Below are 24,397 nucleotides of genomic sequence, written 5' to 3'. Positions count from 1 at the left end.
GAGCCGAGGCTCCGATGCGGCCCCCGGAACGCGGACCGCCTTCCGGGCCCGTTTCCTGGCGACGCGGCCCGGGACCGCCGCAAAGGCACCGCGGCGGCCCCGGGAAGGCGCCGGCCTCACGCACCGCGAGTCCGACGCGTGGTGCGCATGGTGAACACCAGCAGCAGGGCCATGACCACCGAGGCGGCTCCCAGCAGGCCCAGGGCCTCCCGCAGGTCCGCGCCCCCGGCACCGAGTCCGGTGATGATGAGGGGGCAGGCGAACTGACCGACGAACAGCGCCCCCGTCCACAGGCCGGTCCCGCGTCCGCGCTGTTCGAAGGAGAGCCGGTTGATGGCCCACAGCACCAGGGTGGGCAGCAGCAGACCTGTGCCGAACCCGGTGACCACCGCGCCGGCGATGATGACCGGCACCGACGGGGCCGCGGCGACGACCCCCAGGCCCAGGGCGGCCAGCCCGAACTCGACGGGGACGAGCAGCCGGGGCGTCACGGCCGACACCCTGCCGAACAGTCCCGCTCCGACCGCCGTGGCCAGGGACATGACCGCGCTGATCAGCCCCACCGTGCCGGTCGAGGTGACGCCCTCGCCGTCCAGGACGTAGGACAGGTGGACGATCAGCGCGTAGAACACCACCCCGCCGAAGAGGGTGACGGCGCACGGGCCGAGCAGCTGACGCCAGGGTAGGGGCACCGAGCCCTCGTTCCCAGAGCCCCGAGGCCGCCACAGCAGGGCCGCCATCGGCGCCACCAGCACCAGCGCGGCCAGGTAGAGCCAGAACGGGGCCCGCCAACCCCACGCACCGAGCAGCCCTCCGGCGAGCAGGAACACCGTCGCCGCGCAGGTGGTCGTGAGCACCTGGAGGCCCAGGTAGCGCGCCCGGCGGTTGCCCGACCAGTAGTCGCCGATCAGCGTCGTGCAGCAGGTCATGATGGCCGCCTCGAACAGGCCCAGCAGGGCCCGGCTGGCCACGATCGCGCCGAGTCCGTCCAGGTACAGGGGTGCGGTCCCCACCAGCGCGTAGCCGACCATCGCCGCCAGCAGGACGCGCCTGCGGTCGACCCTGTCCACGAGGGCCCCGGCGAAGGGGGCGGTCAGGCCGATCACCAGGGCGGGGACCGTGAGCACCACCGGGACGAGGACGTTCGCCCCGGGGGCGCCCGCGAACTCACGGGCCATCTGGGGAAGAACGGGTGCGATGAGCACGCTGCCGAGGATCGGCATGCAGCTGGCCGCGAGCAGGAGGAGCAGTTGGACGGTTCCGGCCTCGCGTCCGTGTTCCGCGTGTGTCCGCGGACTGGGCAGGGTCGTGTCGGGCACGGGGAGTACCTCGCTGTCATGCCGGGGGGATGAGGAGGCGCGTCCGCGGGTGGGCGAAGACGCGGGAGGAGAAAACGGAGAAACGGGGATCTCCCAGCCGTTCGCTTCCGTTTCCCTCACGTCAAGCTTGCATGTGATCCACGCCACCCGGAAGAGCGAATCCGCTATACCGGCCATCCACCGCTTGAATACGCACCCCTGCGGTGATCTTCCGTTTCGCGGTCCTTCCGAGCGAACACGGCCCGAACGGGCGCGGGCCCGCCCGGGCCGACCGCGGTACGGGCGGTCGGGGCCGGACGGGCCCGGAGGGCGTGCTCCTCAGCCGAGGTGGATGGTCCTCTCCAGGGGCAGGTCGGCGGACGAGCGGCCGACCCGCACCCGGTAAAGGCCGGACAGCAGGCGCCGCTCCCGGGCCTGCCCGTCCCAGACGCCCAGGTCGGCGAGGGGGACGCGGAGCTCGACCCGCTCACGGGCCCCGGGGCCGAGGCGGACCTTGTGGAAGGCCTTGAGCTGGGCTGGGGCGGCGTCCGCCTCCTCCGGCAGGCCGACGTAGACCTGCACCACCTCGTGTCCCGCGCGGTCCCCGGTGTTGTGGACGGTGACGCCGACGACCAGCTCTTCCTCCTGCCGGTCGTGGCGCAGCCCCAGGGACGCGTACTGGTACGAGGTGTAGGACAGGCCGTGGCCGAAGGGGAACAGGGGTTCCTGGCCATGCCGCTGGTAGTAGCGGTAGCCGATGTCGGGTCCCTCGTCGTAGTGGACCGCTCCGTCCACGCCCGGGTAGGTGCGTGCGGAGGCTCCGGGGCCCTGCTCCTCGCTGGCGGGGAAGGTCAGGGGCAGGCGTCCGGCGGGGTCGGCGTCCCCGTACAGGACCGAGGCCAGGGCGGTACCGGTCTCGGCGCCGCCGTACCAGGTCTGCACCACCGCGCCCACGTCGTCGAGCCAGGGCATGAGGACGGGCCCGTCGGTGTTGAGTACCACCACCGTGTTCGGGTTGGCGGCGGCCACGGCGCGCACGAGCGCGTCCTGGTCCCCGGGCAGGGCGAGGGAGGTGTGGTCCATGTTCTCCCCGGCGACCCGGTTGACCACGACCACGGCCACGTCCGCGCCCGCGGCGGTCCGCGCCGCCTCGGGGATACCGGACTCGGGCTGCCAGCCGAACGCGAGGTCGGCCGCGCCGAGGAAGGCTCCGTCGTTGGTGTACTCGACGGCCACCTCCACCTCCTGGCCGGCGGTGAACTCGCGCACCGCGTGCAGGGGGTAGGTGTAGGGGCCGAACATGAAGTCCCGGCTGGGCCGCACGCCCTCGACGGCCGTCTCCCCGTCCAGGACGAGGCGGGCCCTTCCGGAGAAGACCAGAGAGAAGCGGCACAGGCCGTCGGCCGGGACGGTGAGGACACCGCTCCAGCGCGCCGACCACACCCCGGGCAGCCCGTCGACGGGTGCGCCCTCGAAGGCCAGCTCGCCCGTGGTCGCGGTCGCGACGGGATCGCCTCCCAGGTCGGGACCGGCGTGGAAGGTCCCGCGCAGGCCGGGGTCGCCGTCGGGGGTGCGCAGGGCCGAGGCGGGGACGGTGTCCAGGGGAACGTCGCCGCGGCTGCCCTGGGCGTGGACGACCCGGCCGCCGGAGCGGTCCCGGATCGCCCGCAGGAGCGTGGTCCACTCCCCCGGCTCCACCCAGCTCGACCCCTCGATGCCGGTGACGAAGTCGGTGCCCGCCGGGCCGAGGACGGCGACGCTCGCACCCTCGGCCAGGGGCAGGAGGGAGTCGCGGTTGGTCAGGAGCACGGTGGAGTGCGCCGCGATCTTCCGTGCCAGCTCCCGGTGGGCGGCCGTGCTGACCGTCTCCTCGGGCGGCGGCAGGGGGTGGTCGAACAGGCCTCCGGCGAACATGGTGACGAGGACGCGCCGGGCCGCGTCGTCCAGACGGTCGGCCGGCAGGGCCGCGGCGTCCTCCGGGGAGATCCGCACACCGTCGGGCCCCAGGCCCGCCAGGTCCATGCCCGCCCGCGCGGCGGCGATCTGGTCGTCGCCGGACATGAAGTCGGGGACGGTGTAGCCCCTGAGTCCCAGCACGTCCTTGAGATCGGCGATCAGCTCGGGGTTCTGCGGCGCGTACACGCCGTTGATCCGGGGGTAGGAGGTCATCACCGAGGTCTCGGGGACCCGGTCGACCACGTACCGGAAGGGCGCGTGGTGGGTCTCGTGCAGGGCCCGCTCCGAGACGCGCACGTCCACGGTGAGCCGGTCGTACTCCTGGTTGTAGGCGGAGAAGTGCTTGACGGTGGTGGCGACGTGGCCGCCGACCATGCTCGCGGTGATCCGCGCTGCGAGGCGTCCGGCCAGGTGGGGGTCCTCGCCCATGCCCTCCGCGGTGCGGCCCGAGCGCCAGGTACGGGCCAGGTCCACGGTGGGCCCCAGGATGCTGTTGAAGCCCTTGCCCCGGGTCTCCTTCGCGATGGCGGCGCCCATGTCGGCGAGCAGGTCGGGAGCGAAGGTGGCGGTCTGGGCCAGGGGCACGGGGAAGGCGGTCACGCCGGTCTCCCCGCGGACCCCGGCGGAGGCGTCGGCGAACAGCAGCGGGGGGACGCCCAACGCGGCCACGGCGTCGAAGTCGCAGCACACCAGGGCGGCCTTGTCCTGGGTGCTCATGCGGGCGAGGAGTTCCTCCGCGCGCTCGGCGGGGGTGGCCTCGGAACGGTCTCGGGGCCGGGGCGCGGCAGCGGCCGATGGCGGGGCCAGGGCGGCGGCCGCGGCGGCGACGGCGGTGGCGGACAGCAGGGTTCTGCGTTTCATGGTGGTTCCCGGGGGGTCGGGGGGTTCTGCGGGCACCCGGACCGGGGCCAGGGGCCGGGCGGAGGGGCGCGGGACCCGTTCCGCGAACGGGCCCTCGGCCGTGGGGGATGGTGGTCCGGGCGCCCGCTGCCGGGCGCCCGGACACGGACTCCGGCGGAGCCGGGGTCGTGGACTACTCGGACTGGTAGGCGGCGTCCATCTCGGCCAGGGCGTCGTCGACGGTGATGTCACCGGCGAAGAGCTGCTGGATCACGGTGAAGTGGGTCTGCTGCACGCGCGGGTTGGGCCAGCGCTGGTCCATGAACGGCACGGTCCGGCCATCGCTCTGGAAGTCGGTGAGGGTGGTCAGCGCCGGGTCGATCTCGCGGTCCTCGTTGGGCAGCGCGGTCAGGGTGCCGCCCTCGGTGGCGTAGATGTCCTGGCCCTCGTCCGAGGCGAGGAAGTCCACGAAGGCCATGGCCTCCTCCATCCGCTCGGTCTCGGCGTTGACGCCGTAGGCGGCCGAGACCGAGCCCGGCATGAGGGTCTCCTCGGCGTCGTCGGTGGCGGGCAGGGCGAACATGCCCAGCTCGGCGTCGCCGATCTCGGCCTGCACCTGCGACAGGGTGGTGGCGACCTGGACCAGGCCGACCGAGTTGCCCTGGACGACGCTGCTGATGGAGGCCTCGTAGCTGGTGCCGAGGGGGTCGTCGTTGAAGCAGCCCTCCTCCTCCATCTCCAGGTACTTCTCCATGGCCGTGCGCCACTCGGAGTCGGCGAAGGAGGCCTCGCCCGCGGCCATCCGCTCGTCGAAGTCGGGGTTGTCGCTGTAGACGGTGGTGGCGGCCAACGCGTAGGTGACCAGCTGGGTCACCCACGGGGTCTGGTTGCCCAGGGCGAGCAGGCTCATGCCCTCGTCGCGGGCGGTGCCGCACAGGTCGATGAGCTCGCTCCAGGTGGTGGGCGCCTCGGCTCCCAGGCCCTCCAGGGCCTCCTGGCTGTAGATGACGCCGATGCCGCTGTAGGTGACGGGGACGATGTGGGTGACGCCCTCGAACTCGGTGACGGGGCGGTCGCCCTCGGGGATCCGGGACGCGAACTCGGCGTCACTGAGGTCGGCGAGGTAGCCGCTGGGCGCCAGGAGCTGGAGGGCCGCGGGGTTGCCGTTGCCGGGCCAGACGGTGAAGACGTCGGGAGCGGTGCCCGAGGACAGCTGCGTGCGCAGGGTGCTTTGGAGCTGGTCGGTGTCGGCGTAGGTGACGGTGACCTCGGTGTCGGGGTTGGCCTCCTGGAAGGCGGCGACCACCGCGTCCATGGGCACGCGGTCTGTGGAGTTCGCGGACACGGTGAGGCCGTCGGCCGGGCCCGCGCTGTCGGCGCTGCACGAGGTCAGGGCGGCGACGGCCGCCAGGCAGGTCAGGGGGGCGAGGATTTTCTTGGACATGGATCTCTCCGGGTAAGGGGTGCGGGGGCGGCGCGGTGGAGGGGGGTCAGCCCTTCAGTCCTCCGGCGAAGCCCTGGATGACGCGCTTCTGCATGGCGAAGTAGACGGTGAGTACGGGGATCGAGCCGATGATCAGGCCCGCGAAGACCAGTGGCCACTGGGAGACGTACTGGCCGACGAACCCGAACAGGGCCACGGGGATGGTCTGGCTGCCCGAGCCGCTGAGGTACAGGAGCGGGGTCAGGAAGTCGTTCCAGACGAAGATGACGTTGAGGATGACCACCGTTCCGGTGATCGGGCGCAGCAGCGGCAGGACGACGCTGAAGAAGGTGCGCACCGGTCCGGCGCCGTCCATCATCGCGGCCTCCTCGTAGCCGCGGTCCAGGCCGCGCAGGAACCCCGTGTACAGGAACACGGAGAAGGGCATTTGCAGGCCGGTGTAGTAGATGACGAGCGCGAGCGGGTTGCCCAGCAGGCCCAGGTCGCGCATGGTCTGGTAGAGCGGGATGAGCGCCAGCTGGAACGGCAGGAGCAGGCCCAGCATGAACAGCGCGAAGAGCGCGCGCGACCAGCCGCGGGTGGAGCGCGCGAGCGGGTAGGCGGCCAGCGACGAGAGCACGACCAGCAGCACGACGCTGGCCACGGTGACCACGGTGCTGTTGACGATCGCCGGTCCCAGGCTCGCCTGCTGCCAGGCCTGGGCGAAGTTGTCCAGGGTGGGCGTCGCGGACGGGACCAGCGGGGAGGCGCCCGTCTCGTCCTCGGGGCGGAAGGCCTGCACGAGCAGGACGTAGACCGGGAAGGCGAAGACCAGGGCCGCGGCGATCATCACCGCTTCGAGGAGGCCGGTCCGCCACGTGTAGCGCTTCACGAGTTCTTCGCCTCCTGGCGGCCGAGGTAGCCGTACTGGACACCGCTCAGCACGATCACGAACAGGGTGAGGACCACGGCCATGGCCGTGCTGTAGGCGAAGGCGTTGAACTGGAAGGCCTCGCGGTAGATGACGGTGGACAGGGTGTCGGTGGCCCCGCCGGGTCCGCCCTGGGTCATCACCCACACCTGGTCGAACAGCTTGAGTCCGCCGACCAGGGAGAGCATCAGGTTGATGGTGAAGGCGGGGGCGAGCATGGGCCGCACGATGTGCCAGAAGCGCCGGACGGGCCCCGCGCCGTCCATGTCCGAGGCCTCGTAGACCTCCTTGGGGATGGACTGGAGTCCGGCCAGGAAGATGACCATCGAGTACCCGGAGAACTGCCAGACGATGACGCCGACGACCGACCACAGGGCGATGTCGCTGTCGCCCAGCCAGTTCTGCGCGAGGAAGCCCAGACCGAGGCTCTCGAAGGCGGCGTTGAGGGCGCCCTCGGGCGCGTACAGGTACTTCCACAGGTAGGCGGTGACGACCGGGGTGATGACGGCCGGGGCGAAGAAGAACACGCGCAGGACGTTGCGCGACTTGATGTGGCTGTTGACGCCGAGAGCGAGGAGCAGGCCCACCGCGTTCTGCACGACGGTGACCGCGAAGGCGATCAGGAGGGTGTGGACCAGCGCGTCGCGGGCCTTCTCGTCGGCGAACAGGGCGCGGTACTGCTCCAGCCCGACGAAGTCGAAGGAGCGGGCCAGGCCGTCCCAGTCGGTGAGGGAGTAGAGCGCTCCGCGGGCGCTGGGCACCAGTACCGCGAACGCGAAGAAGGCGAGCGCGGGGAGCACGAACCACCAGGGCACGGTGGTCCGGTTGGACCTTGCTCGTCGCGCTGGTGCGGGTGGCGGGCTCGTGCTCCCCGCTGGTGCGGCCTGTGGGGCCTGCGGGGCCATGGCTGTCTCCATCGGGTCTTCCTCGTGGGGCGCGGGAGTGGCGTTCACCGCGCGTCCTTGCGCGCAACTCCGGATTTAACAGAGTTGAAACGATTCATTGAATGGCCTGAAGCTAGGCGGAGGAAGTGACGTGCGTCAACCCCCACAGGCGAACGAAACCTCTTCGCAACCTGGTCGGCCCAACGGGCACTCCCTCACTCTCACCCCCTTCCAACAGTGCAGTGAACTGCACTTTCACTGAATGGAAGGGTGACTTGACACGAGATCAGTTCGATGCGCGCGGACGCCGAGCCCTTGACGCGGGCACGTGGATGTTCCTACGGTGGCGCTTGCCCCCGGTGTTGAAACGGTTCAATTCCTGTGTTCACCCCCGTGCTCGGGTCCGCCACCGCCTTCGCTCCCGTACAGGAGTCCTCTGTGTCCCATCCCCGCACCACCCCCGTCGGCCCCGTGCCCGACGCGCCCACCGCCGAACACCACCGCACGGCACTGGGCATCGGCGAGTCCTCCCCCCGCCTGTCGTGGACGGTGCGCCGGGCGCCGTCCGGCTGGCGGCAGGAGGCCTACGAGATCGAAGTCCGCGGGGAGGACGGCCGGGTCCGGACCAGCGGGCGCGTCGCCGGCGCCGAGTCCGTGCTCGTGCCCTGGCCGGACGCGCCCCTGGCCTCACGCGAGCGCCGGTCGGCTCGGGTGCGCGTGTGGGGAGAGGGGTCCGACGGCCCCTCGGAGTGGAGCCCGCCCCTGGAACTGGAGACCGGCCTGCTGGAGGCGGCCGACTGGTGGGCGGGGATGGTCGGCCCAGCCGACGGACTGGGTGACGACGAGCGCCCCGTGCTGCTGCGGAGCGGCTTCATCCTGCCCTCGCCGCCACGCTCAGCGCGCCTGTACGTCACCGCGCACGGCGTCTTCGAGGCCGAGGTCAACGGCGCGCGCGTGGGCGACGAGGTGCTCGCGCCCGGCTGGACCACCTACCCGGCACGGCTGCGCTACCGCGTCCACGACGTGACCGCGCTACTGCGTGAGGGCGAGAACGTGCTCGGCGCGCACCTGGCCGACGGCTGGTACCGCGGCCGCCTCGGTTTCCACGGGGGCCGCCGCGACGTCTACGGAGACCGCACCGGCCTGCTGGCACAACTGGAGGTCGAATGCGAGGACGGGTCGCGGGCGCGCTTCGGCACCGGGCCCGGATGGCGGTGCGCCCCCTCCCCGACCCTGTCCACCAGCCTCTACGACGGAGAGCGCCACGACGCTCGCCTGGAACCGGCGGGCTGGTCGGAGCCGGGCTTCGACGACACCGGCTGGGCACCCGCGGTGCCCGTCGGGCGCGACCCCGCCACACTGGTGGCGCCGCTGTCTCCGCCGGTGCGCCGCACCGCCGAACTCGACCCGGTCTCGGTCACCCGGACCGCCTCGGGCGCCCTGCTGCTGGACTTCGGTCAAAACCTCGTGGGGCGCCTGCGCTTGCGCGTGGCGGGGCCCGAGGGCACCGAGGTGACCGTGCGCCACGCCGAGGTGCTGGAGGACGGCGAGCTGTGCACCCGCCCGTTGCGCTTCGCCGAGGCCACCGACGCCTACGTGCTGGCGGGCACAGGTGGGGTCGAGGAGTGGGAGCCCCGATTCACCTACCACGGCTTCCGCTACGCGGAGGTCACCGGCTGGCCGGGCGAGCTGGGGCCCGGCGCGGTGACGGCGCTCGTGCTGCACACCGACATGCGCCCCACCGGGGAGTTCACCTGCTCGGACCCGCTCGTGGAGCGGCTGCACGAGAACGTGCGGTGGAGCATGCGCGGCAACTTCGTCGACGTGCCCACCGACTGCCCCCAGCGGGACGAGCGGCTGGGCTGGACCGGCGACATCCAGGTGTTCGCGCCCACCGCGGCCTTCCTGTACGACTGCGCCGGGATGTTGCGCTCGTGGCTGGCGGACCTGGCGGCCGAGCAGTACCCCGACGGCACGGTGCCGTTCATCGTCCCCACCATCCACGCGCCGACCTGGACGCCCGCCTGGCCCGCCGCGGTGTGGGGCGACGCCGCCGTGCTCACCCCGTGGCGGATCTACGAACGCTTCGGTGACGTGCGGGTGCTCCAGGACCAGTACGCCAGTGCCAAGGCGTGGGCGGACCTGGTGGTGGATCGGTTGGAGGCCGACGGCACGTGGCGGCGCGACCGCCAGCTGGGCGACTGGCTCGATCCGGCGGCGCCGCCGGAGGACCCGTTCCTGGCACGCACCGACCCGACGCTGGTGGCCACGGCCTACGCCGCACAGACGCTCCAAACGATGGCCCAGACCGCACGCGTGCTGGACGAGGACGCCGACCGCGAGCGCTACGCGCGCCTGGCCGGGCACGTGCGCGAAGGCTTCCGCTCCGCCTACACCGACGGCGGGGGGCGGCTCACCAGCGACACGCAGACGGCGTACGCGCTGGCCCTGTGCTTCGACCTGCTGCCCGAGGGGCCCGAGCGCGCCGACGCGGCCGACCGCCTCGCCAAGATCGTGGCCGGGGACGGGTACCGCATCGCCACCGGTTTCGCCGGGACTCCCCTGGTGTGCGACGCCCTGTCGCGCCACGGCCACACCGCCACCGCCTACCGACTGCTACTCCAGCGCGAGTCGCCCTCGTGGCTGTACCCGGTGACGATGGGGGCGACCACCGTGTGGGAGCGCTGGGACAGCATGCTGCCCGACGGCAGCGTCAACCCGGGCGAGATGACCTCCTTCAACCACTACGCCCTGGGTGCGGTGGCCGACTGGCTGCACCGCACGGTGGCGGGCCTGGCTCCCGAGGCTCCCGGTTACCGGCGGATCCGCGTCGCGCCCCGGCCGGGCGGCGGGCTGGAGCGAGCAGGCGCCTCCCACGAGACGCCCTACGGGACAGCGAGCGTGCACTGGCGCCGCGACGGGGACCGGCTGCGTGTGTCCGCCGTCGTCCCCCCGGGCGCGACGGCCGTGGTGGACCTGCCCGGAACCGAGCCCTTCGAGGTGGGCAGCGGCGGTCACGACCTGGAGGCGCCCTGGCTGCCCGCCTGAGCGGGGCCGGTGCGGCGCTCCCCGGCGCGCCCGCACCCCACTACGATCGAAAGACCGGGATTGAAGCGTTACAACTCACCCCTCCAGCGGGGACACGGGGAGCACACACGCCGTGAAGGCCGTCAGCATAAGGCAAGTGGCCCGGGAGGCCGGAGTCTCCGTGGCCACGGTGTCCAATTTCCTGAACCGGCCGGAGATCGTCGCCCCGGCCACCCGGGACCGGGTGCGCGGGGCCATCGACGCGCTGGGCTACCGGCCCAACCAGGCCGCCCGCCAGCTCAGCAACGGCTACGGCACCGGGGTGGGCCTGGTCCTGTTCGACGTACGCAATCCCTTCCTCACCGGGGTGGCGCGCGGAGCCGAGGACCGCCTGCACGCTGCGGGGCGCACCGTGGTGCTGTGCAACACCGACGTGGACCCGGGCAAGGAGGAGCGCTACCTGGAGATGCTGCTCCAGCAGCAGGCGCAGGGCGTGCTCATCACCCCGGCGGAGTTGTCCCGGCAGTGGGTGGACGGTGTGCGTTCGCGCGGGCTGCGCACGGTGCTGTTCCACAACTCGACCGACTTCCCGGACGTGTGCTCGGTGGCCGTGGACGACATGGCGGGCGGCGAGATGGCGGCCACCCACCTGTTGGCGCGGGGACATAGGCGAATCACCTGTGTGACCGGGCCCGCGCACATGCGCCAGTCCGTGGACCGCCTGGCGGGGTGCCGCCGCGCGGCGGCGCTGGCGGGTCGGCCGGAGGAGGCCGTGGAGGTGGTGGAGACGGGGGCGTTCACCCTGGACCAGGGGCGGCGCGCGGGCGAACGGATCCTAGCCTCGTCCCGTCCGACGACGGCGGTGTTCTGTGCCAACGACCTGCTGGCGCTGGGCGTGATGCAGGCGGTCACCCGGGCGGGGAGAAGGGTCCCCGACGACGTCGCGGTGGTGGGGTTCGACGACATCGAGTCGGCCGCCACGGCCGGGGTACCACTGACCTCGGTGCACGTGGACAGCCACGCCCTGGGTAGCGCGGCGGCCGGTCTGCTGGTCGAGGAGGTCGAGGACCCCGGGCACCGGCACCGCCGCCTGCTGTTCGCCCCGCACCTGGTCGAGCGCGCCTCCAGCTAGAAGCCGCCCGAGAGGGGTCGGTCCAGCTCGGCCGCCACCCGGGCCGCGGTCTCGCGCAACCAGGTGTGGGCCGCGTCGTGCCGGTGCACCGGGTGCCACCACAGTGCCTCCCGGATCGGTGCCGCTGGGAACGGGCAGGCCAGCGCGCGCAGCCCCGTGCGTTCGGCCGTGTGCTCCACCAGCCGCCGCTGCACCAGCGCCACTCTGCGCGTGCCGCGGACCAGGTCGGGGAGCAGCCGGAAGCTGTGCGCAGAGACCTCCACGCGCGGATCCAGGCCCAGCATGCCCAGCTGGTGGGTGACCGGGGCGTCGTAGGGGCGCTGGTAGACGGCCCACGGCAACCGCGCCAGGTCGTCCATGGTGACCGCCTCGCCCACGGCGTCGTTGTCGGCGTCGACCAGACAGACCCATTCGTCGCGGTACAGCTCCACGGTGGGGTAGCCGCTGATCACCCCGTGCAGTATCAGGACGCCGTCCACTCCCCCGAGCACGCTCTCGGTGGCCTCCACGATCGTGGAGGGCATCTGACGGAAGTGCAGCCGCACACCCGGCGCCTCGGCATGGAGCGCGCGGGCCAGCTGCGCCCCGAAGACCGTGATGGCGTAGTCCGAGGCCAACAGCGTGAAGTCCCGCTGCTCGGTGTCGGGGTGGAAGCGGGCCCGGCTGCTGAAGAGCCGCTCCATGACCGAGCAGGCGTTGGCCGCGGGCACCCGCAGAGCGTGACCCAGGGGCGTCAGCTCGTAGCGGTTGCCCCTGCGCACCAGGAGCTCGTCGGAGAAGTGCCGACGCAGCCTGGCCAAGGCTGCGCTGGTCGCGGGCTGGCTCAGCCCGATGCGCTCCCCCGCCCTGGTGACGTTGCGCTCCTCCAGCAGCGCGCGCAGGGCGACAAGCAGGTTGAGGTCCAGGTTCGCGATGTTCACGTGTGCGCCCTCCCCGCGTTTATCCGCGGCGTGGATCCCATCCATACGGGAGATCTATTTCACAAATCCTTCCGGGTGACCGATGTTAGTGGCATCACACCGGAAGGAAACACCGTGGCAACAGATCCCTCACCCGCCCGCCCCTTCGCCCTCGGCACCTTCTCCGTCGGCGGCGGCGTCCCCTTCCCGGGACTGGTCACGGACGAGGAGGTCCTCGACCTGCGGACCGTGTCCGGCCTGCGGGGGGCGCCGGGCGCCAACCCGGGCACCCGGGACCTGCTGGAGCGCTGGGAAGAAGTCCTGCCCACCCTGCGCGAGCTGGCGGCCTCCGGTGGCGGCAGCGGCTGGCATCGGCTCGCCGACCTACGGGTCCACGCACCCGTCCGGCCGCGCCAGATCCTTCAGTCGGGGGCCAACTACCGCACCCACGTCATCGACTTGGCCGTCGCCCACGAGCCCGAAAATGGCCGCCCGGCCGAGCGGGTGCGCACCGAGGTCGCCGCCATGATGGACCGCAGGGCCGCCGAGGACCAGCCGTACGTGTTCATCGGACTGCCCTCCTCGGTGACCGGGCCCTACGACGACGTGGTCATCCCGAGCTGGTGCGCCAAGCCCGACTGGGAGCTGGAGTTGGCCGCGGTGATCGGCGAACCCGCCTTCCGGGTCTCCCCCGAACAAGCGCTCGGCCACGTGGCCGCCTACACCATCGCCAACGACGTGACCGCCCGCGAACTGGTCTTCCGACGGGACATGCCGGAGATCGGCACCGACTGGCTGCGTGCCAAGAACGCCCCCACCTTCACCCCCCTGGGCCCGTACCTGGTCCCCGCCGAGTTCGTCGCCGACCCCGGCGACCTGCGGGTGACCCTCAGACTCAACGGCCAGGCTATGCAGGACGAGACGACCAAGGACATGATCTTCGACGTCGCCCGGCTGGTCTCCCACGTCTCCCAGACCGTCGAACTGCTCCCCGGCGACCTGGTCCTGACCGGTAGCCCCGCCGGAAACGGCATGCACTGGGGACGACTGCTGCGCCCCGGCGACGTCATGGAGGGCACGATCACCGGCCTGGGCACCCAGCGCAACACCTGCGTGACGGAGGAGGCGTGATGACGGACCGCGCCGGGGACACGGCACTCGACTGCACCGACCCCGAGAGCGCGATCGCCGAGGCCGCGCGCAGGTACTCCAACTGGGGGCGTTGGGGGCCGGACGACGTCCTGGGCACCGTCAACTTCCTCGACCGGACCAGGCGCCGCGAGGCCGCGAAGCTGATCCGCATCGGAGCGAGCTTCTCCCTGTCCCAGCGCTTCGACATGAACGGCCCCCAGAAGGGCTGGCGGCGCCGGACCAATCCCGTGCACACCATGCTCGACACCGGTGTGGACGCGGCCCGGGGCACACAGGGCTTCCCGCACGGCATCGGCGGCGCCGACGACGTGGTGTCCATGCCGCTCCAGTGCTCCACGCAGTGGGACGGGCTCGGGCACATCTTCGACCACGGCAGGGCATGGAACGGCCGCGACGCCGCGCAGGTGGTCACCTCCGAGGGCGACCGGGTCACCGGCATCGAGCACATGGCTTCGCCCGTGGTCGGCCGGGGCGTGCTGCTGGACGTGGGCCGGGTGCTGGGCGAGAACGGCGAACTTCCGGACGGCTTCGCCATCACCACCGAACACCTGGAGGCCACGGCGGCCGCGCACGGGGTCGGGGTGGGCCGGGGCGACATCGTGTGCGTGCGTACCGGCCAACTCACCCGCGCCCGCAGACAGGGGTGGGGCGACTACGCCGGCGGACCCGCGCCGGGACTGTCTTTCACCACCGCCGGGTGGCTGCACTCCACCGAGATCGCGGCGATCGCCACCGACACCTGGGGCTTCGAGGTCCGCCCCAACGAGTTCGACCACGCCTTCCAGCCCCTGCACCAGGTGGCCATCCCCCACATCGGCCTGCTCATCGGCGAGATGTGGGACCTGGACGCGCTCGCGGCACACTGCGCCGCCGACAGCGTCCACGAGTTCTTCCTGACCGCCGCGCCGATCCCGTTCACCGGAGCGGTCGGCTCACCCGTCAACCCCGTCGCCGTCAAGTGAGGTACCCCCCATGGCAGCCGTAAGCAACGCCCTGATCGTCGGGGCCGGAACATCCGGCCTGGCCCTGGCGATCCTGCTCGCCCGCGAAGGCGTACGAGTGGACGTAGCCGAGCTCCGCTCCGACGCCGACACCCTCGGCTCGGGCATCACCGTCCAGGGCAACGCGCTGCGGGTGCTGCGCGACCTCGGCGTGTGGGAGGAGGTCGCCAAGGCGGGCTTCGCCTTCGACAGCCTGGGCATGCGCGCCCCTGACGGCACCCTGTTGGCGGAGATCCCCGACGTGCGCACCGGTGGCCCCGACCTGCCCGCGACCGTCGGCATGAACCGCCCCGAACTGGCCGCGATCCTGACCGGGGCGGCCCGCTCCGCCGGGGCGCGCATCCGCCACGGGCTGACCGTGCGCGACCTGTCCGAGCACTCGGACGGTGTGGAGGCACGGCTCTCCGACGGCACCGCCCAACGCTACGACGTGGTCGTGGGCGCGGACGGGATCCGCTCCACCGTGCGCCGCATGATCGGGATCGACGTGCGGCCCGAGCCCAACGGCATGGGCATCTGGCGCATCCACACCCGCCGCCCGGAGAGCGTGGAGCGCACCGACCTCGTCTACGGGGGACCGTGCTTCATCGCGGGCTACTGCCCCACCGGCCCGGACACCATGTACGCCTATCTCGTGGAACGGGTCCGCGCGCACACCGACCTCACCGAGCGGGAGCGGGCTGATCACATGAGCGCGCTGTCGGAGGGCTACGGCGGTGTGTGGGACGAGATCCGCGCCGACATCGCCGCCTCCGACCGGGTCAACTACACGTGGTTCGAGTCCCTGCTGGTGGAGGCGCCGTGGAACCGGGGCCGGGTGGTGCTCGTCGGTGACGCGGTGCACGCGTGCCCGCCCACCCTCGCCCAGGGCGCCGCCCAGGGTCTGGAGGACGCCCTGGTGCTGGCCGAACTGCTGTTGACCGCCCAAACCGTGGACCAGGCGCTGTTCGACGCGTTCACGACCCGGCGCCTCGAACGCGTGCGCACCGTGGTGGAGGCGTCGGTGACCCTGGCGCGGTGGCAGCTGGACGGGGTGCGCGACGCCGACGTGCCCGGCATGATGCGCAAGGTCTCCGCGCTGGTCTCGGAGCTGCCGTGATCATCGACGTCCACGCTCACGTCCTGCTCCCCGGAGTGGAGGCGGAGGTCGCCGGTCAGCCCGGCCACGAAGAACACAAGGTGTTGGACGCGCGCCGCAACGGCGAGGAGTCCCTGCGCGTCAGCGGGCGCATGATCGGTGAGCGGCTGAGCCGCCTGACCGAGGTGTCCGCCCGGTTGGCCGACATGGACGCCGCCGGTGTGGACGTGCAGCTCGTCAGTCCCTCGCCCTCGCACTACCACTACTGGGCCGCGCCCGCGCTGGCCGGGCGCGCGCACCGGCTGGCCAACGAGGGGGTGGCCGAACACTGCTCCCTCGCCCCCGACCGGCTGCTGGGCCTGGGCCTGGTCCCGCTCCAGCACCCGGAGCTGGCCGTGGAGGTGCTCGACCACGCCCTCTCCCTCGGGCTCAGAGGCGTGGAGATCTCCTCGCACGCCCCCCGCCGGGAGTTGTCCGACCCCGCCTACGAACCGCTGTGGGAGCGGGCCGCCGCCACCGGAGCGGTGCTGTTCGTGCACCCCTTCGGCTGCACGCTCGACGAACGCCTGGACCGCTGGTACCTGTCCAACATCGTCGGGCAGCCCACCGAGAACGCCGTGGCCCTGTCCCACCTGGTCTTCTCCGGGGTTCTGGACCGCCACCCCGGCCTGCGGGTCGTCGCGGCCCACGGCGGCGGCTACCTGCCCACCCACCTGGGCCGCGCCGACCACGGCTGGCGGGTGCGCCCCGAGGCCCGGGGCTGCGCGGAGCCGCCCAGCTCCTACCTGCGGCGCATGTGGTTCGACTCCCTCGTCCACGACCCCGCCGTCCTGCGCCACCTGGTGGAGGCGGTGGGCGCCGAACGGGTCCTGCTGGGTTCGGACCACCCCTTCGACATGGGCGCCGACGCGCCCGTGGCGGCGCTGCGCTCGGCCGGGCTGGACCCGGCCGTGTTCGCCGGGATCAGCGGCGGCAACGCCGCAGTGCTCCTGGACCTGACCACCGACACACCCACGGAGGAATCCCCATGACCGAGCGGCTCATCACCCACCTCAGGCACGTCGCGCTCGCGGTGCCCGACTTTGACAGGCAGCAGAAGTTCTTCACCGACATGTGGAAGCTGACCGAGGCCGAGACCGACACGGGCGTGTCCTTCCTCGCCGCCGAGGGCTCCCCGGAGAACTACGTGGTCCGGCTGCGCCGGGCCGAGGAGAAGCGGATCGACCTGGTGGCCTTCGGCGCGGCCTCACCCGCCGACGTGGACGCCCTCGCCGACCGCCTGATCGGAGCGGGCGTGCGGATGGTCAGCGAGCCGGGTGCAGTGGACACCCCCGGCGGCGGCTACGGGGTGCGCTTCTTCGACGTGGACGGGCGCACTATCGAGGTCTCCGCCGACGTGGCCGTGCGCAGGCACCGCAAGGTGGAGGAGAAGGAGTCCGTCCCCGTCCGGCTCTCCCACGTCGTGCTCAACTCCCCGGACCTGGACCGCACCCGCGCCTGGTACGAGCGGCACCTGGACTTCGCGCTCTCGGACACCCTCATGCACCCGCGCATGGGCAGGGTCATGCACTTCATGCGGTGCAACCCGACCCACCACAGCATCGCCATCGCGCAGGGGCCGCACGCCTCCCTGCACCACGTCTCCTTCGAGATGCGCGGCATCGACGAGTACATGCGCGGCACCGGCCGCCTGCTGCGCGCGGGCGTGCGCAAGATCTGGGGGCCGGGACGCCACATGGCGGGCAACAACACCTTCTCCTACTTCATGGACCCGCACGGCAACACCCTGGAGTACACCACCGAACTGGAGCGGCTCGACGAGGACACCTGGCATCCCCACATGTACGACTTCTCCGACCCCGACGTCACCGACCAGTGGGGGACGGCCAACCCGATGGACGAGTTCGTCGCCAAGGAGTCCTTCAACGACCCCGACCGCGGCTGCTTCGTCGCCCCTCCCATGTAGCTCCGACGCCCACCCACGGGAGAGACCCATGCGACTGGCCACCTACGAGCACGAGGGCCTGCGCCGCTGCGGTGCGGTCGAGGGGGAAGCGGTCCTGCCCTTCCCCGAGGGAACCGACCTGCTCGACCTCGTCGGCGGTGCCCCCGTTCCCGCGACGGGGGCACCCGTGCCCCTGGCTCGGGTGCGGCTGCTGCCGCCCCTGGAGCCGCCCTCGGTGCGCGACTTCGTCACCTTCGAGGAACACGTCGAGGGCGTACGCCGCAGCGTGAGCGGTGAGGCGGGGGTGCCGGACGCCTGGTACGACGCGCCCGCCTTCTACTTCACCAACCCGGCGTCCCTGGTGGGAGCGTACGACGACGTGCCGGTCCCGCCGGGGTGCGGGGCGCTGGACTTCGAACTGGAGGTGGCCGCGGTCGTCGGTCGCGGGGGCTCGGACCTCACCCCGAAGCGGGCCCGCGGGCACGTCTTCGGCTACACCGTGTTCAACGACTGGTCGGCGCGCGACCTCCAGTCACGGGAGATGCAGGTGGGGCTGGGCCCCTGCAAGGGCAAGGACGCGGCCTCGACCCTGGGGCCGTGGCTGGTCACCGCCGACGAACTGGAGCCCCACCGCGACGCGGAGGGTTTCCTGCGCCTGGCCCTGACCGCCGAGGTCAACGGCGAGGTGGTCGGCAGCGACCTGCTGTCCAACATGGCCTGGACCTTCGAGGAGATGCTTGCCCACGCCTCACGGGGCACGCGGGTGCGGCCGGGTGACGTGCTGGGTTCGGGCACCTGCGGCAACGGCGGGTGCCTGGCCGAGCTGTGGGGGCGCGGCGGGCACCAGGACCCGCCCCCGCTCGTCCCGGGCGACACAGTCACGCTGACCGTGGAGGGCATCGGCGCCGTGTCCAACACCGTCGTGCCCGGCGGGGACGTCGAGCCCGTGCGCGGGGCACGCAGGCGCCCCCGCGAACGCCCCTGAGCGGGGAGCGCGGGCTCGGCCGGTCCTTGCCGACCGGGCCCGTCCGGGGAAGAGAAGAGCTTTGGAGCACCTGCGCGACGAGGCGGTCATGGTAACCAGCACCGCACGCGGCCAGGTATGGCGTCTCAGCCTCCCTGGCTGGCACAGGTGCCCACGCCCTCGCCCTCGACGTGGCCAACCCTGAGTACGCGCCCGATCCGTGCGTGCTCCACCGGCACCTGGACGCCACCGATGTGGCGGTGGGCAACGCTCGCCGCCTGGCTGCGGAGTGGGGAGGCCGCGCCGTCGGGTTGGTGGACGAAGCGGAGGCCGCTCTGTGCCACTGCCTGGACGAGATGGGCTCAAGTCGACTTCGAACGAGTGCACTCGGCAGACGTGATCCGGGCGCTGCCTGGCAGCGAGGACCCACCACCTCGGTTTTCCTGCGGGGCCGCTATCGTCACAGTCGATGCCGCTGCTACGAACTGCCACTATCCGGTCACGTGCACCGCGGGCGAGTGGGCGCTGTGCTGCCTGTCAGCTGCAGCCGACGTGGAACCGAGCCAGCGCGGGTTCCACGGCAACAGGCCGTATCCCGGGTTCGCGAGGAAGGCACTGACGTCGCGCCGGTGAGTGTTTCGTACCGGCTTCTTTAGAGGCTCTGGGATGTGAAGACTGTCGAACGTTGTCAGGGTCGGATCATCGGGTGGTTCGAAGATCGGTATGGGAGACATATTCCCATCCGCGTGTCCCCGCTGGTCCTCCTGCTTCTCCACACAGTCCGCACAGAGGGCTTCGACCGTGTTCCGGAACCTGTCCTCTCATGCCGCAGACGCGTCAATGGCATCAGCTCTATCGTTGTGACAACCGTCCACATGTGGGGACAGGAAGGTGCCATGTCACGATCCTCACCTTTGAACGACAGGCAGGTCGAAGTCCTGCGATGGATCGAGCAAGGGTGCCCCCGGCAGGAGTGGCCCAATCGCGCTCGCAAGACCACGGCGCTGGCTCTACAGAGACGAGGTCTGGCCAAGGTCTCTGTGAGGGGTAGTACCTGGTCCGTCGAGATCACTGACGACGGCCGTTACTACCTCGCTTGCAAGCGTTACCGAGGTCCGGGACCAAACACCGCGCCACCACTGCCTGCAGCTCGCGGTGCTAGAAGCCTCCGAAGGCTGATCGAGATCCCCGAGCTGATCCAGCAGCTCCAGGCAAACCACGGTGTCCTCGTGGTGAAGGACCCTGAACCCAGTCTGCGAGCGTCCTATCTGAGGGCAATTAGGAGAAGCAACCGCCTAGGAGAGGCGCCGGCGGGCCACTTTGTGAGATACAGCGGACGAAACAGCGCGGACCTCGTCATCCGTCTGGCCAAGACAGCCGCCCCTGTCCAAAAAGATCGTGGTCCACGTTCTCCGGTTCCCATGTTCGACGGTCTGCAACAGCTTCATGAGGTCGTGGCCAAGCTCGCGGAGGCGGACAGCCCGCTCGATGTCTCCGATCAAGTTCGCTCTCGGGCTGTGCTCATCCTGCAAGCAATCGCAGACGAGACCGAGCGACGCCAGTACCTGTTCGAAGAGAGGCCCGGCGCTTCCGGGTTTCGCATCGGCTTCTACCGCTACTCGTTCAGGGGTTTCGACTTCGACTTGTGGGAGGAAAAGAAGGCCTCCCCAGGGCACTCGGAAGAGGTGACCCCCGGCAGGAAGCACGTGGGGCAGCACATCACTGCCAAGGACGCCCTCGTACCGACAGGACGCCTCATCTTGCGGATGAAGGGCCGATCTACGTGGGCAGACCGTGAAACACGCACGCTCGTCGAGCAGCTTCCCAGCATGTTCGCCGCCCTTGAGGCCCAGGAAGCTCCCGAGCGGGAAGCCCATGATCGGGCAGAACAGAAGTTTCAGGAGGAACGTGAGGAGAGGTGTCGGAGCCAGGAGCGTGAGCGCACACGCCGGGAAGAGGAGACGCGGAAACAGCGGGAACTGTGGGAGGCCGCGCTCGCAGAGGCACGTTCCCAGTGGTTGGTCGACTTCAATCGCACCCGGGTCGGAGAACAGGTGCTTGCCTGGCGTAAGGCATGCGAACTGAGGAGGTTCGCAGCAGAGGTCCGTATCCGTTCGAGCCAGGACACGGCGGAAAACGAGCAACAGCGCATGACCGCCTGGCGGACTGGATCGACCGGGAGGCAGACCACATCGACCCGCTATCGGACAAGCAAGCACTCGGCTTCTCTAATCCTGAGCAAATCGCGCCGAAGGAACTCGATCTGTACATGCCGGCCGACATGACAGCTCATCAGCCTCCTAGGGCCTAACCTGCCGACCGACTGCCCTTTTGCTTTGCCATATATTCCTCAGCACCACCACCATGGCACCGAACTCATGCACGGGATCTCCCGGCTCCCTGTCCTCTCCGAAACTGCGGGGCGCGGTGATGACTCGTGTATCTGCGTTCCGATCCTCACAGGCTCTCATGGTAGACCTGCACCCCAGCGTCACTCATCCTCCCATTCACGATGCGAGTAAGGTGGCCCAGCACAGAACAGGAAGTGATCTGAAAGCCACTCCAACACCTCAACGGGCAATAGGTCCGGGCGCGTCAGCAGAAGTGCGGTCAACTCCTTAGGCCGAGGAGTTGACTTGGGCATCTCAGAGACAGCTTGCGCGCCCCTTCCGTCTCCATACCAAGCAGGGTGGTCCGGGTCCTCGAGTAACACTCGGAGGCGTTCGACGACCCTCGGCCAATTCGGCATCCCAAGATGGTCTCGACCGTAAGTCACAGCACGCCTGACCAAGTACACATCCCATGGATCAGTGACGCACGTATGGTCGCGCAGAGCCAGCAGCGTGTCGACACGCTCCTTCAGGTGCTGGTCATAGGCGCCCAGGTGGCCGTATCCAAGGTCGCGTAGGGTCTTCCCATCGGTCCCTGCCCACACTCGCGACCGATCCAATAGAAAGCGCTCGAAGTTCAGAAGAGCCATCGCCTGGTCCTCAGCCCTCATGATGTCGAGCGCTCGGACGTACAGCGTAGTCGACTCAGCGAACATCGCCGCATCGCTCGGACCCCTACGGCTGGCATGCATGTTCTCCACAGGGCCGTTGCGCCAAACTTCGATGACCAACCCCACTGCCATCGCGTTGGCAGTAGATTCACCGCCAACGATCCCGTTCTCCTCACAGAGAACGCTGTAGTGTGCGTCGAGCGATCGCAGTAAGCGACAATTAGCAGATGCTATCTCACATTTTTCCTCCGGAGCGTTTGGCACACCATCCCCTTCCTTGAGCACACTGGCAGCTCCGAATATAACCATTACGGACACACCGTCGAAGACAATCTAGCAAGGTCATGGCTCAGGACATGTACCAGATCCAGTTGCGATCCTCGGCCACCAAGGAGAGCGTCTGCCACTCCGACTGCTGCGCTGAGGTCGCAGGCCTCCAGGGTGTTGCGATCCTCGGACGCCCCGACGAGCGAACGCCACAGCGTGCAACCTGCCCAAACGCCCTGCGGGCCAGAACTACGCGCTGCCTCAAGATCGGACACTAGTCCCCATCACTAACGAAACGAGCTCGGAACCTTCCCGAAACTTCGTGATCACTTCCGGTTCCTAATCATCCCTGCGCAGCCCAGTTGGACGCACGTAGAGGGTAACGCTCAGCCCACCGCGGCTAGGCTTCTTCCAATCAAGCTGAAGCCGCGCCCCAAGATGTCCTCGCTATCCCTTCTGTTTGATCAACCTGCCCCAGCGTTCCTTACAGCCGAACTGCTCCGCGATCTCTTTGCCGCTGGGAAGCTCACCATCATCGCCGCGTCTGCCCAGAACCCACTGCCATGCCTCGACCTGGAGCGGTGGTACACCCGCGCCCTGTGGTTCATCCGACTGTTCGACCACCCGCAGGTACGTACACGGTTGAGCATCCGTATACGCCGTTTCCTCATCGGGAGCATCATCGGAAACAGGCGGTACCGCCTTCTCATTCTCCGCGAAGTCAAAGATCAGTTGCTCATCGTCTGCGGACGCAGTACGCACGCTCTCCGCACTCGTGCGGAACTCACGCATGAGCAGTTCATACGCACCGATCAACGCGAACGACGGCCAGGCATAGATGATCCTCGACCACATGGTGGGGTCGGCTACCGCGACGTTGGCCGCCAGGGAAGCACCGGAACCGATGATCAGCAGCGCCCACGGCAGCAGGCCGCCCTTGCGGCCGTTGCGGGCATCACTGAGCAGGGTCATGGAGGCGCCGACGATCATGCCGTCGACGGAGAGCGGGAACAGGGCCGCACGCCACTCAGGCTCACCATGGCGCAGGGCGAGTTCATACATGTGCGAGCAGGAGACGACGGCCGCGATGACGGCCAGCATCAGCGCGGTGGCGATGGTCGTCCAACGGGACCAACGGGAAGAATCCATCACAGGTCACCGCCCGTCCAGCGACAGGTCAGTGCTCAGGATCAGGGAGCCCGGCCCCTGTGGGGGAATGGTTGAAGTCCCCCCTCCAACTCGTCCTCCCACGCTCACCAACACTGCGCACGTACGGTCAATGACAACCGGCAGTAACGCACCACCCATCTGTTCCGACATGACGGTGCATCCGGCGAAAAGGACAACTCCCCGTGCTCACCAGCACATGTGTCCAGGCCAGCGAGGTACTTCCGCCTGTGGAACTGCTCAATACTTGAGTGTGTGAGAGTTCTGGGGTGTGCCGTGGGCGCCCTGCCCGGAGCACATCAAGCATCCATGAGCAAGCTTCCCGTCCTGCTGTTCCTTGGGCTGCTTTCAGCGAAATCAGTGCGGGCGCCCTGGCGTTGCCCTTGTTGCTTGACCAACCGGCCCCAGCGCTCCTTGCGATCGAAGCGCGCCGCGATCTCCTTCCCGCTCGGCAGTTCGCCCGTCTCCCGTTGCCGGTCCAGCGCCCATCGCCATGCCCGGTCCTGGAACGGTGACAGGGTCGACTCCGCAATGGCCCCAGCGTCCCTACCGTGTACGACTTGGAAATCAGTGGTCTTCGACGCATCTGAGGTGATCGGGTGCTGGACTTGGCTGGCCTTCGCCTCTGGGGCCGGCTCTGGGGCTTGTCCATCGTCTGCGGACGCAGTGCGTACGCTCCTCGCTGCCGTGCGGAACTCGCGCATGAGCAGCTCGTACGCACCGATGAGCGCGAAGCTCGGCCAGGCGTGGATGATCCTGGACCACATCGTGGGGTCGGCGACCGCGACGTTGGCGGCCAGGGACGCGCCGGAGCCGACGATCAGCAGCGTCCAGGGCAGCAGCCCACCCTTGCGGCCGTGGCGGGCGTCGCTGAGCAGGGTCATGGAAGCGCCGACGATCATGCCGTCCACCGAGAGTGGGAACAGGGCCGCGCGCCACTCCGGTTCGCCGTGGCGCAGCGCGAGTTCGTACATGTGTGAGTAGGACACCACCGCAGCGATGCCCGCGAGCAGCAGCACGGCCGTGATGGTGACCCATCGTGACCAGCGGGAGGACTCCATCCCGATCACCCTTTCTCGGTGATCAAGGGGTCTTCACGGGGCCGGAAGCGCCCTGCCGGGCGGGGTGGGAGACGCCCGTCTCCCACCACCCAGTGGGAGATTTCTGGGAGACGCGAACCTCTCCCAACGGCTCCCAACCGCCGTGAAGATCCCTCAACGGAACCCTCCGACCTGGGTGGATGCTCATCGGCACAGGTCGCTGCGGAGCCGGAACTACCTTGACACGGTAGAGGTCACAGGTTCGAATCCTGTATCGCCCACTTCACTCCGGAGCGACCTTGCCCGGCGGACTTCGTCCGCCTCGCCGGGTCGTTTCGTCGTTTCCTCTGGGAGGCGACCCCCGAAGCCCCCGATGTGGGGCTTCGCCCCAC

Annotated in this window: 19 protein-coding genes and 1 tRNA gene; 10 read left to right on the top strand and 10 right to left on the bottom strand. The window is 70.0% G+C overall.

The window, feature by feature from the left end; genetic code table 11:
* Positions 1-116 precede the first annotated feature (116 nt).
* The 5 genes from FYW99_RS17590 to FYW99_RS17570 all read right to left on the bottom strand — a co-directional run bounded on the left by FYW99_RS17590 (position 117) and on the right by FYW99_RS17570 (position 7,365).
* On the bottom strand, positions 117-1,319 hold the full coding sequence (locus tag FYW99_RS17590) for an MFS transporter (RefSeq protein ID WP_223839110.1): 1,203 nt from the start codon (positions 1,317-1,319) through the stop codon (positions 117-119).
* Between the two features lie 318 nt (positions 1,320-1,637).
* Entirely contained in the window at positions 1,638-4,115 is a 2,478-nt protein-coding gene (locus FYW99_RS17585; RefSeq protein WP_150253114.1) for a glycoside hydrolase family 3 protein, read from the bottom strand.
* A 172-nt stretch (positions 4,116-4,287) separates the two neighbouring features.
* Positions 4,288-5,538 carry an ABC transporter substrate-binding protein gene (locus FYW99_RS17580; RefSeq protein ID WP_150253113.1) on the bottom strand — a complete coding sequence of 417 codons (1,251 nt, stop codon included), beginning with the start codon at positions 5,536-5,538 and terminating at the stop codon, positions 4,288-4,290.
* A 46-nt stretch (positions 5,539-5,584) separates the two neighbouring features.
* Complete coding sequence (locus FYW99_RS17575) at positions 5,585-6,409, bottom strand: carbohydrate ABC transporter permease (protein ID WP_150253112.1); 825 nt, start codon at positions 6,407-6,409, stop codon at positions 5,585-5,587.
* Positions 6,406-7,365 carry a carbohydrate ABC transporter permease gene (locus tag FYW99_RS17570; protein WP_150253270.1) on the bottom strand — a complete coding sequence of 320 codons (960 nt, stop codon included), beginning with the start codon at positions 7,363-7,365 and terminating at the stop codon, positions 6,406-6,408. Before FYW99_RS17570 ends, FYW99_RS17575 begins: the two co-directional genes overlap by 4 nt.
* A 405-nt stretch (positions 7,366-7,770) precedes the next feature.
* On the opposite strand from FYW99_RS17570, the gene FYW99_RS17565 reads away from it, so the two are divergent.
* Both FYW99_RS17565 and FYW99_RS17560 read left to right on the top strand, forming a co-directional pair.
* A complete protein-coding gene (locus FYW99_RS17565) occupies positions 7,771-10,380 on the top strand; it encodes a glycoside hydrolase family 78 protein (RefSeq protein WP_190394701.1) in 2,610 nt (869 codons plus the stop codon).
* 112 nt (positions 10,381-10,492) lie between these two features.
* Positions 10,493-11,491, top strand: a complete 999-nt coding sequence (locus tag FYW99_RS17560) for a LacI family DNA-binding transcriptional regulator (protein ID WP_223839108.1) — start codon at positions 10,493-10,495, stop codon at positions 11,489-11,491.
* On the opposite strand, the gene FYW99_RS17555 is transcribed toward FYW99_RS17560, so the two are convergent.
* Positions 11,488-12,411, bottom strand: a complete 924-nt coding sequence (locus FYW99_RS17555) for a LysR family transcriptional regulator (RefSeq protein ID WP_150253109.1) — start codon at positions 12,409-12,411, stop codon at positions 11,488-11,490. The genes FYW99_RS17560 and FYW99_RS17555 overlap by 4 nt on opposite strands.
* A 114-nt stretch (positions 12,412-12,525) precedes the next feature.
* On the opposite strand from FYW99_RS17555, the gene FYW99_RS17550 reads away from it, so the two are divergent.
* The 6 genes from FYW99_RS17550 to FYW99_RS17525 are packed head-to-tail and all read left to right on the top strand — an operon-like array spanning position 12,526 to position 18,551.
* Positions 12,526-13,521 carry a fumarylacetoacetate hydrolase family protein gene (locus tag FYW99_RS17550; protein WP_150253108.1) on the top strand — a complete coding sequence of 332 codons (996 nt, stop codon included), beginning with the start codon at positions 12,526-12,528 and terminating at the stop codon, positions 13,519-13,521.
* Entirely contained in the window at positions 13,521-14,504 is a 984-nt protein-coding gene (locus FYW99_RS17545) for a cyclase family protein (protein ID WP_150253107.1), read from the top strand. Before FYW99_RS17550 ends, FYW99_RS17545 begins: the two co-directional genes overlap by 1 nt.
* Positions 14,505-14,514: 10 nt before the next feature.
* Complete coding sequence (locus FYW99_RS17540; protein ID WP_150253106.1) at positions 14,515-15,642, top strand: FAD-dependent oxidoreductase; 1,128 nt, start codon at positions 14,515-14,517, stop codon at positions 15,640-15,642.
* On the top strand, positions 15,639-16,652 hold the full coding sequence (locus tag FYW99_RS17535) for an amidohydrolase family protein (RefSeq protein ID WP_150253105.1): 1,014 nt from the start codon (positions 15,639-15,641) through the stop codon (positions 16,650-16,652). The genes FYW99_RS17540 and FYW99_RS17535 overlap by 4 nt, the downstream gene beginning before the upstream one ends.
* A complete protein-coding gene (locus FYW99_RS17530; protein ID WP_150253104.1) occupies positions 16,649-17,587 on the top strand; it encodes a VOC family protein in 939 nt (312 codons plus the stop codon). Before FYW99_RS17535 ends, FYW99_RS17530 begins: the two co-directional genes overlap by 4 nt.
* Before the next feature lie 28 nt (positions 17,588-17,615).
* On the top strand, positions 17,616-18,551 hold the full coding sequence (locus tag FYW99_RS17525; RefSeq protein WP_150253103.1) for a fumarylacetoacetate hydrolase family protein: 936 nt from the start codon (positions 17,616-17,618) through the stop codon (positions 18,549-18,551).
* 125 nt (positions 18,552-18,676) lie between these two features.
* On the opposite strand, the gene FYW99_RS17520 is transcribed toward FYW99_RS17525, so the two are convergent.
* The gene (locus tag FYW99_RS17520) at positions 18,677-18,874 is read right to left on the bottom strand and encodes a hypothetical protein (protein ID WP_150253102.1); all 198 of its coding nucleotides are present in this window, start codon (positions 18,872-18,874) and stop codon (positions 18,677-18,679) included.
* Positions 18,875-19,198: 324 nt separating this feature from the next.
* Here FYW99_RS17520 and FYW99_RS17515 point away from each other — a divergent pair, with 324 nt between their 5' ends.
* The gene (locus FYW99_RS17515) at positions 19,199-20,815 is read left to right on the top strand and encodes a hypothetical protein (protein ID WP_150253101.1); all 1,617 of its coding nucleotides are present in this window, start codon (positions 19,199-19,201) and stop codon (positions 20,813-20,815) included.
* A 206-nt stretch (positions 20,816-21,021) separates the two neighbouring features.
* On the opposite strand, the gene FYW99_RS17510 is transcribed toward FYW99_RS17515, so the two are convergent.
* The 3 genes from FYW99_RS17510 to FYW99_RS17500 all read right to left on the bottom strand — a co-directional run bounded on the left by FYW99_RS17510 (position 21,022) and on the right by FYW99_RS17500 (position 24,026).
* Positions 21,022-21,849 carry a hypothetical protein gene (locus FYW99_RS17510; RefSeq protein WP_150253100.1) on the bottom strand — a complete coding sequence of 276 codons (828 nt, stop codon included), beginning with the start codon at positions 21,847-21,849 and terminating at the stop codon, positions 21,022-21,024.
* Positions 21,850-22,245: 396 nt separating this feature from the next.
* Entirely contained in the window at positions 22,246-22,947 is a 702-nt protein-coding gene (locus tag FYW99_RS17505) for a DUF2637 domain-containing protein (RefSeq protein WP_150253099.1), read from the bottom strand.
* A gap of 317 nt (positions 22,948-23,264) precedes the next feature.
* The gene (locus FYW99_RS17500; RefSeq protein ID WP_150253098.1) at positions 23,265-24,026 is read right to left on the bottom strand and encodes a DUF2637 domain-containing protein; all 762 of its coding nucleotides are present in this window, start codon (positions 24,024-24,026) and stop codon (positions 23,265-23,267) included.
* A 173-nt stretch (positions 24,027-24,199) separates the two neighbouring features.
* On the opposite strand from FYW99_RS17500, the gene FYW99_RS17495 reads away from it, so the two are divergent.
* Positions 24,200-24,286 (top strand) — tRNA-Val (locus tag FYW99_RS17495).
* The last annotated feature ends 111 nt before the right edge of the window (positions 24,287-24,397 follow it).

It is taken from the genome of Nocardiopsis deserti (assembly GCF_008638355.1).
Lineage (GTDB): Bacteria > Actinomycetota > Actinomycetes > Streptosporangiales > Streptosporangiaceae > Nocardiopsis > Nocardiopsis alborubida.
Note: the sequence above shows the minus strand (reverse complement) of the source record. Positions and strands in the feature narration are given on the sequence as shown.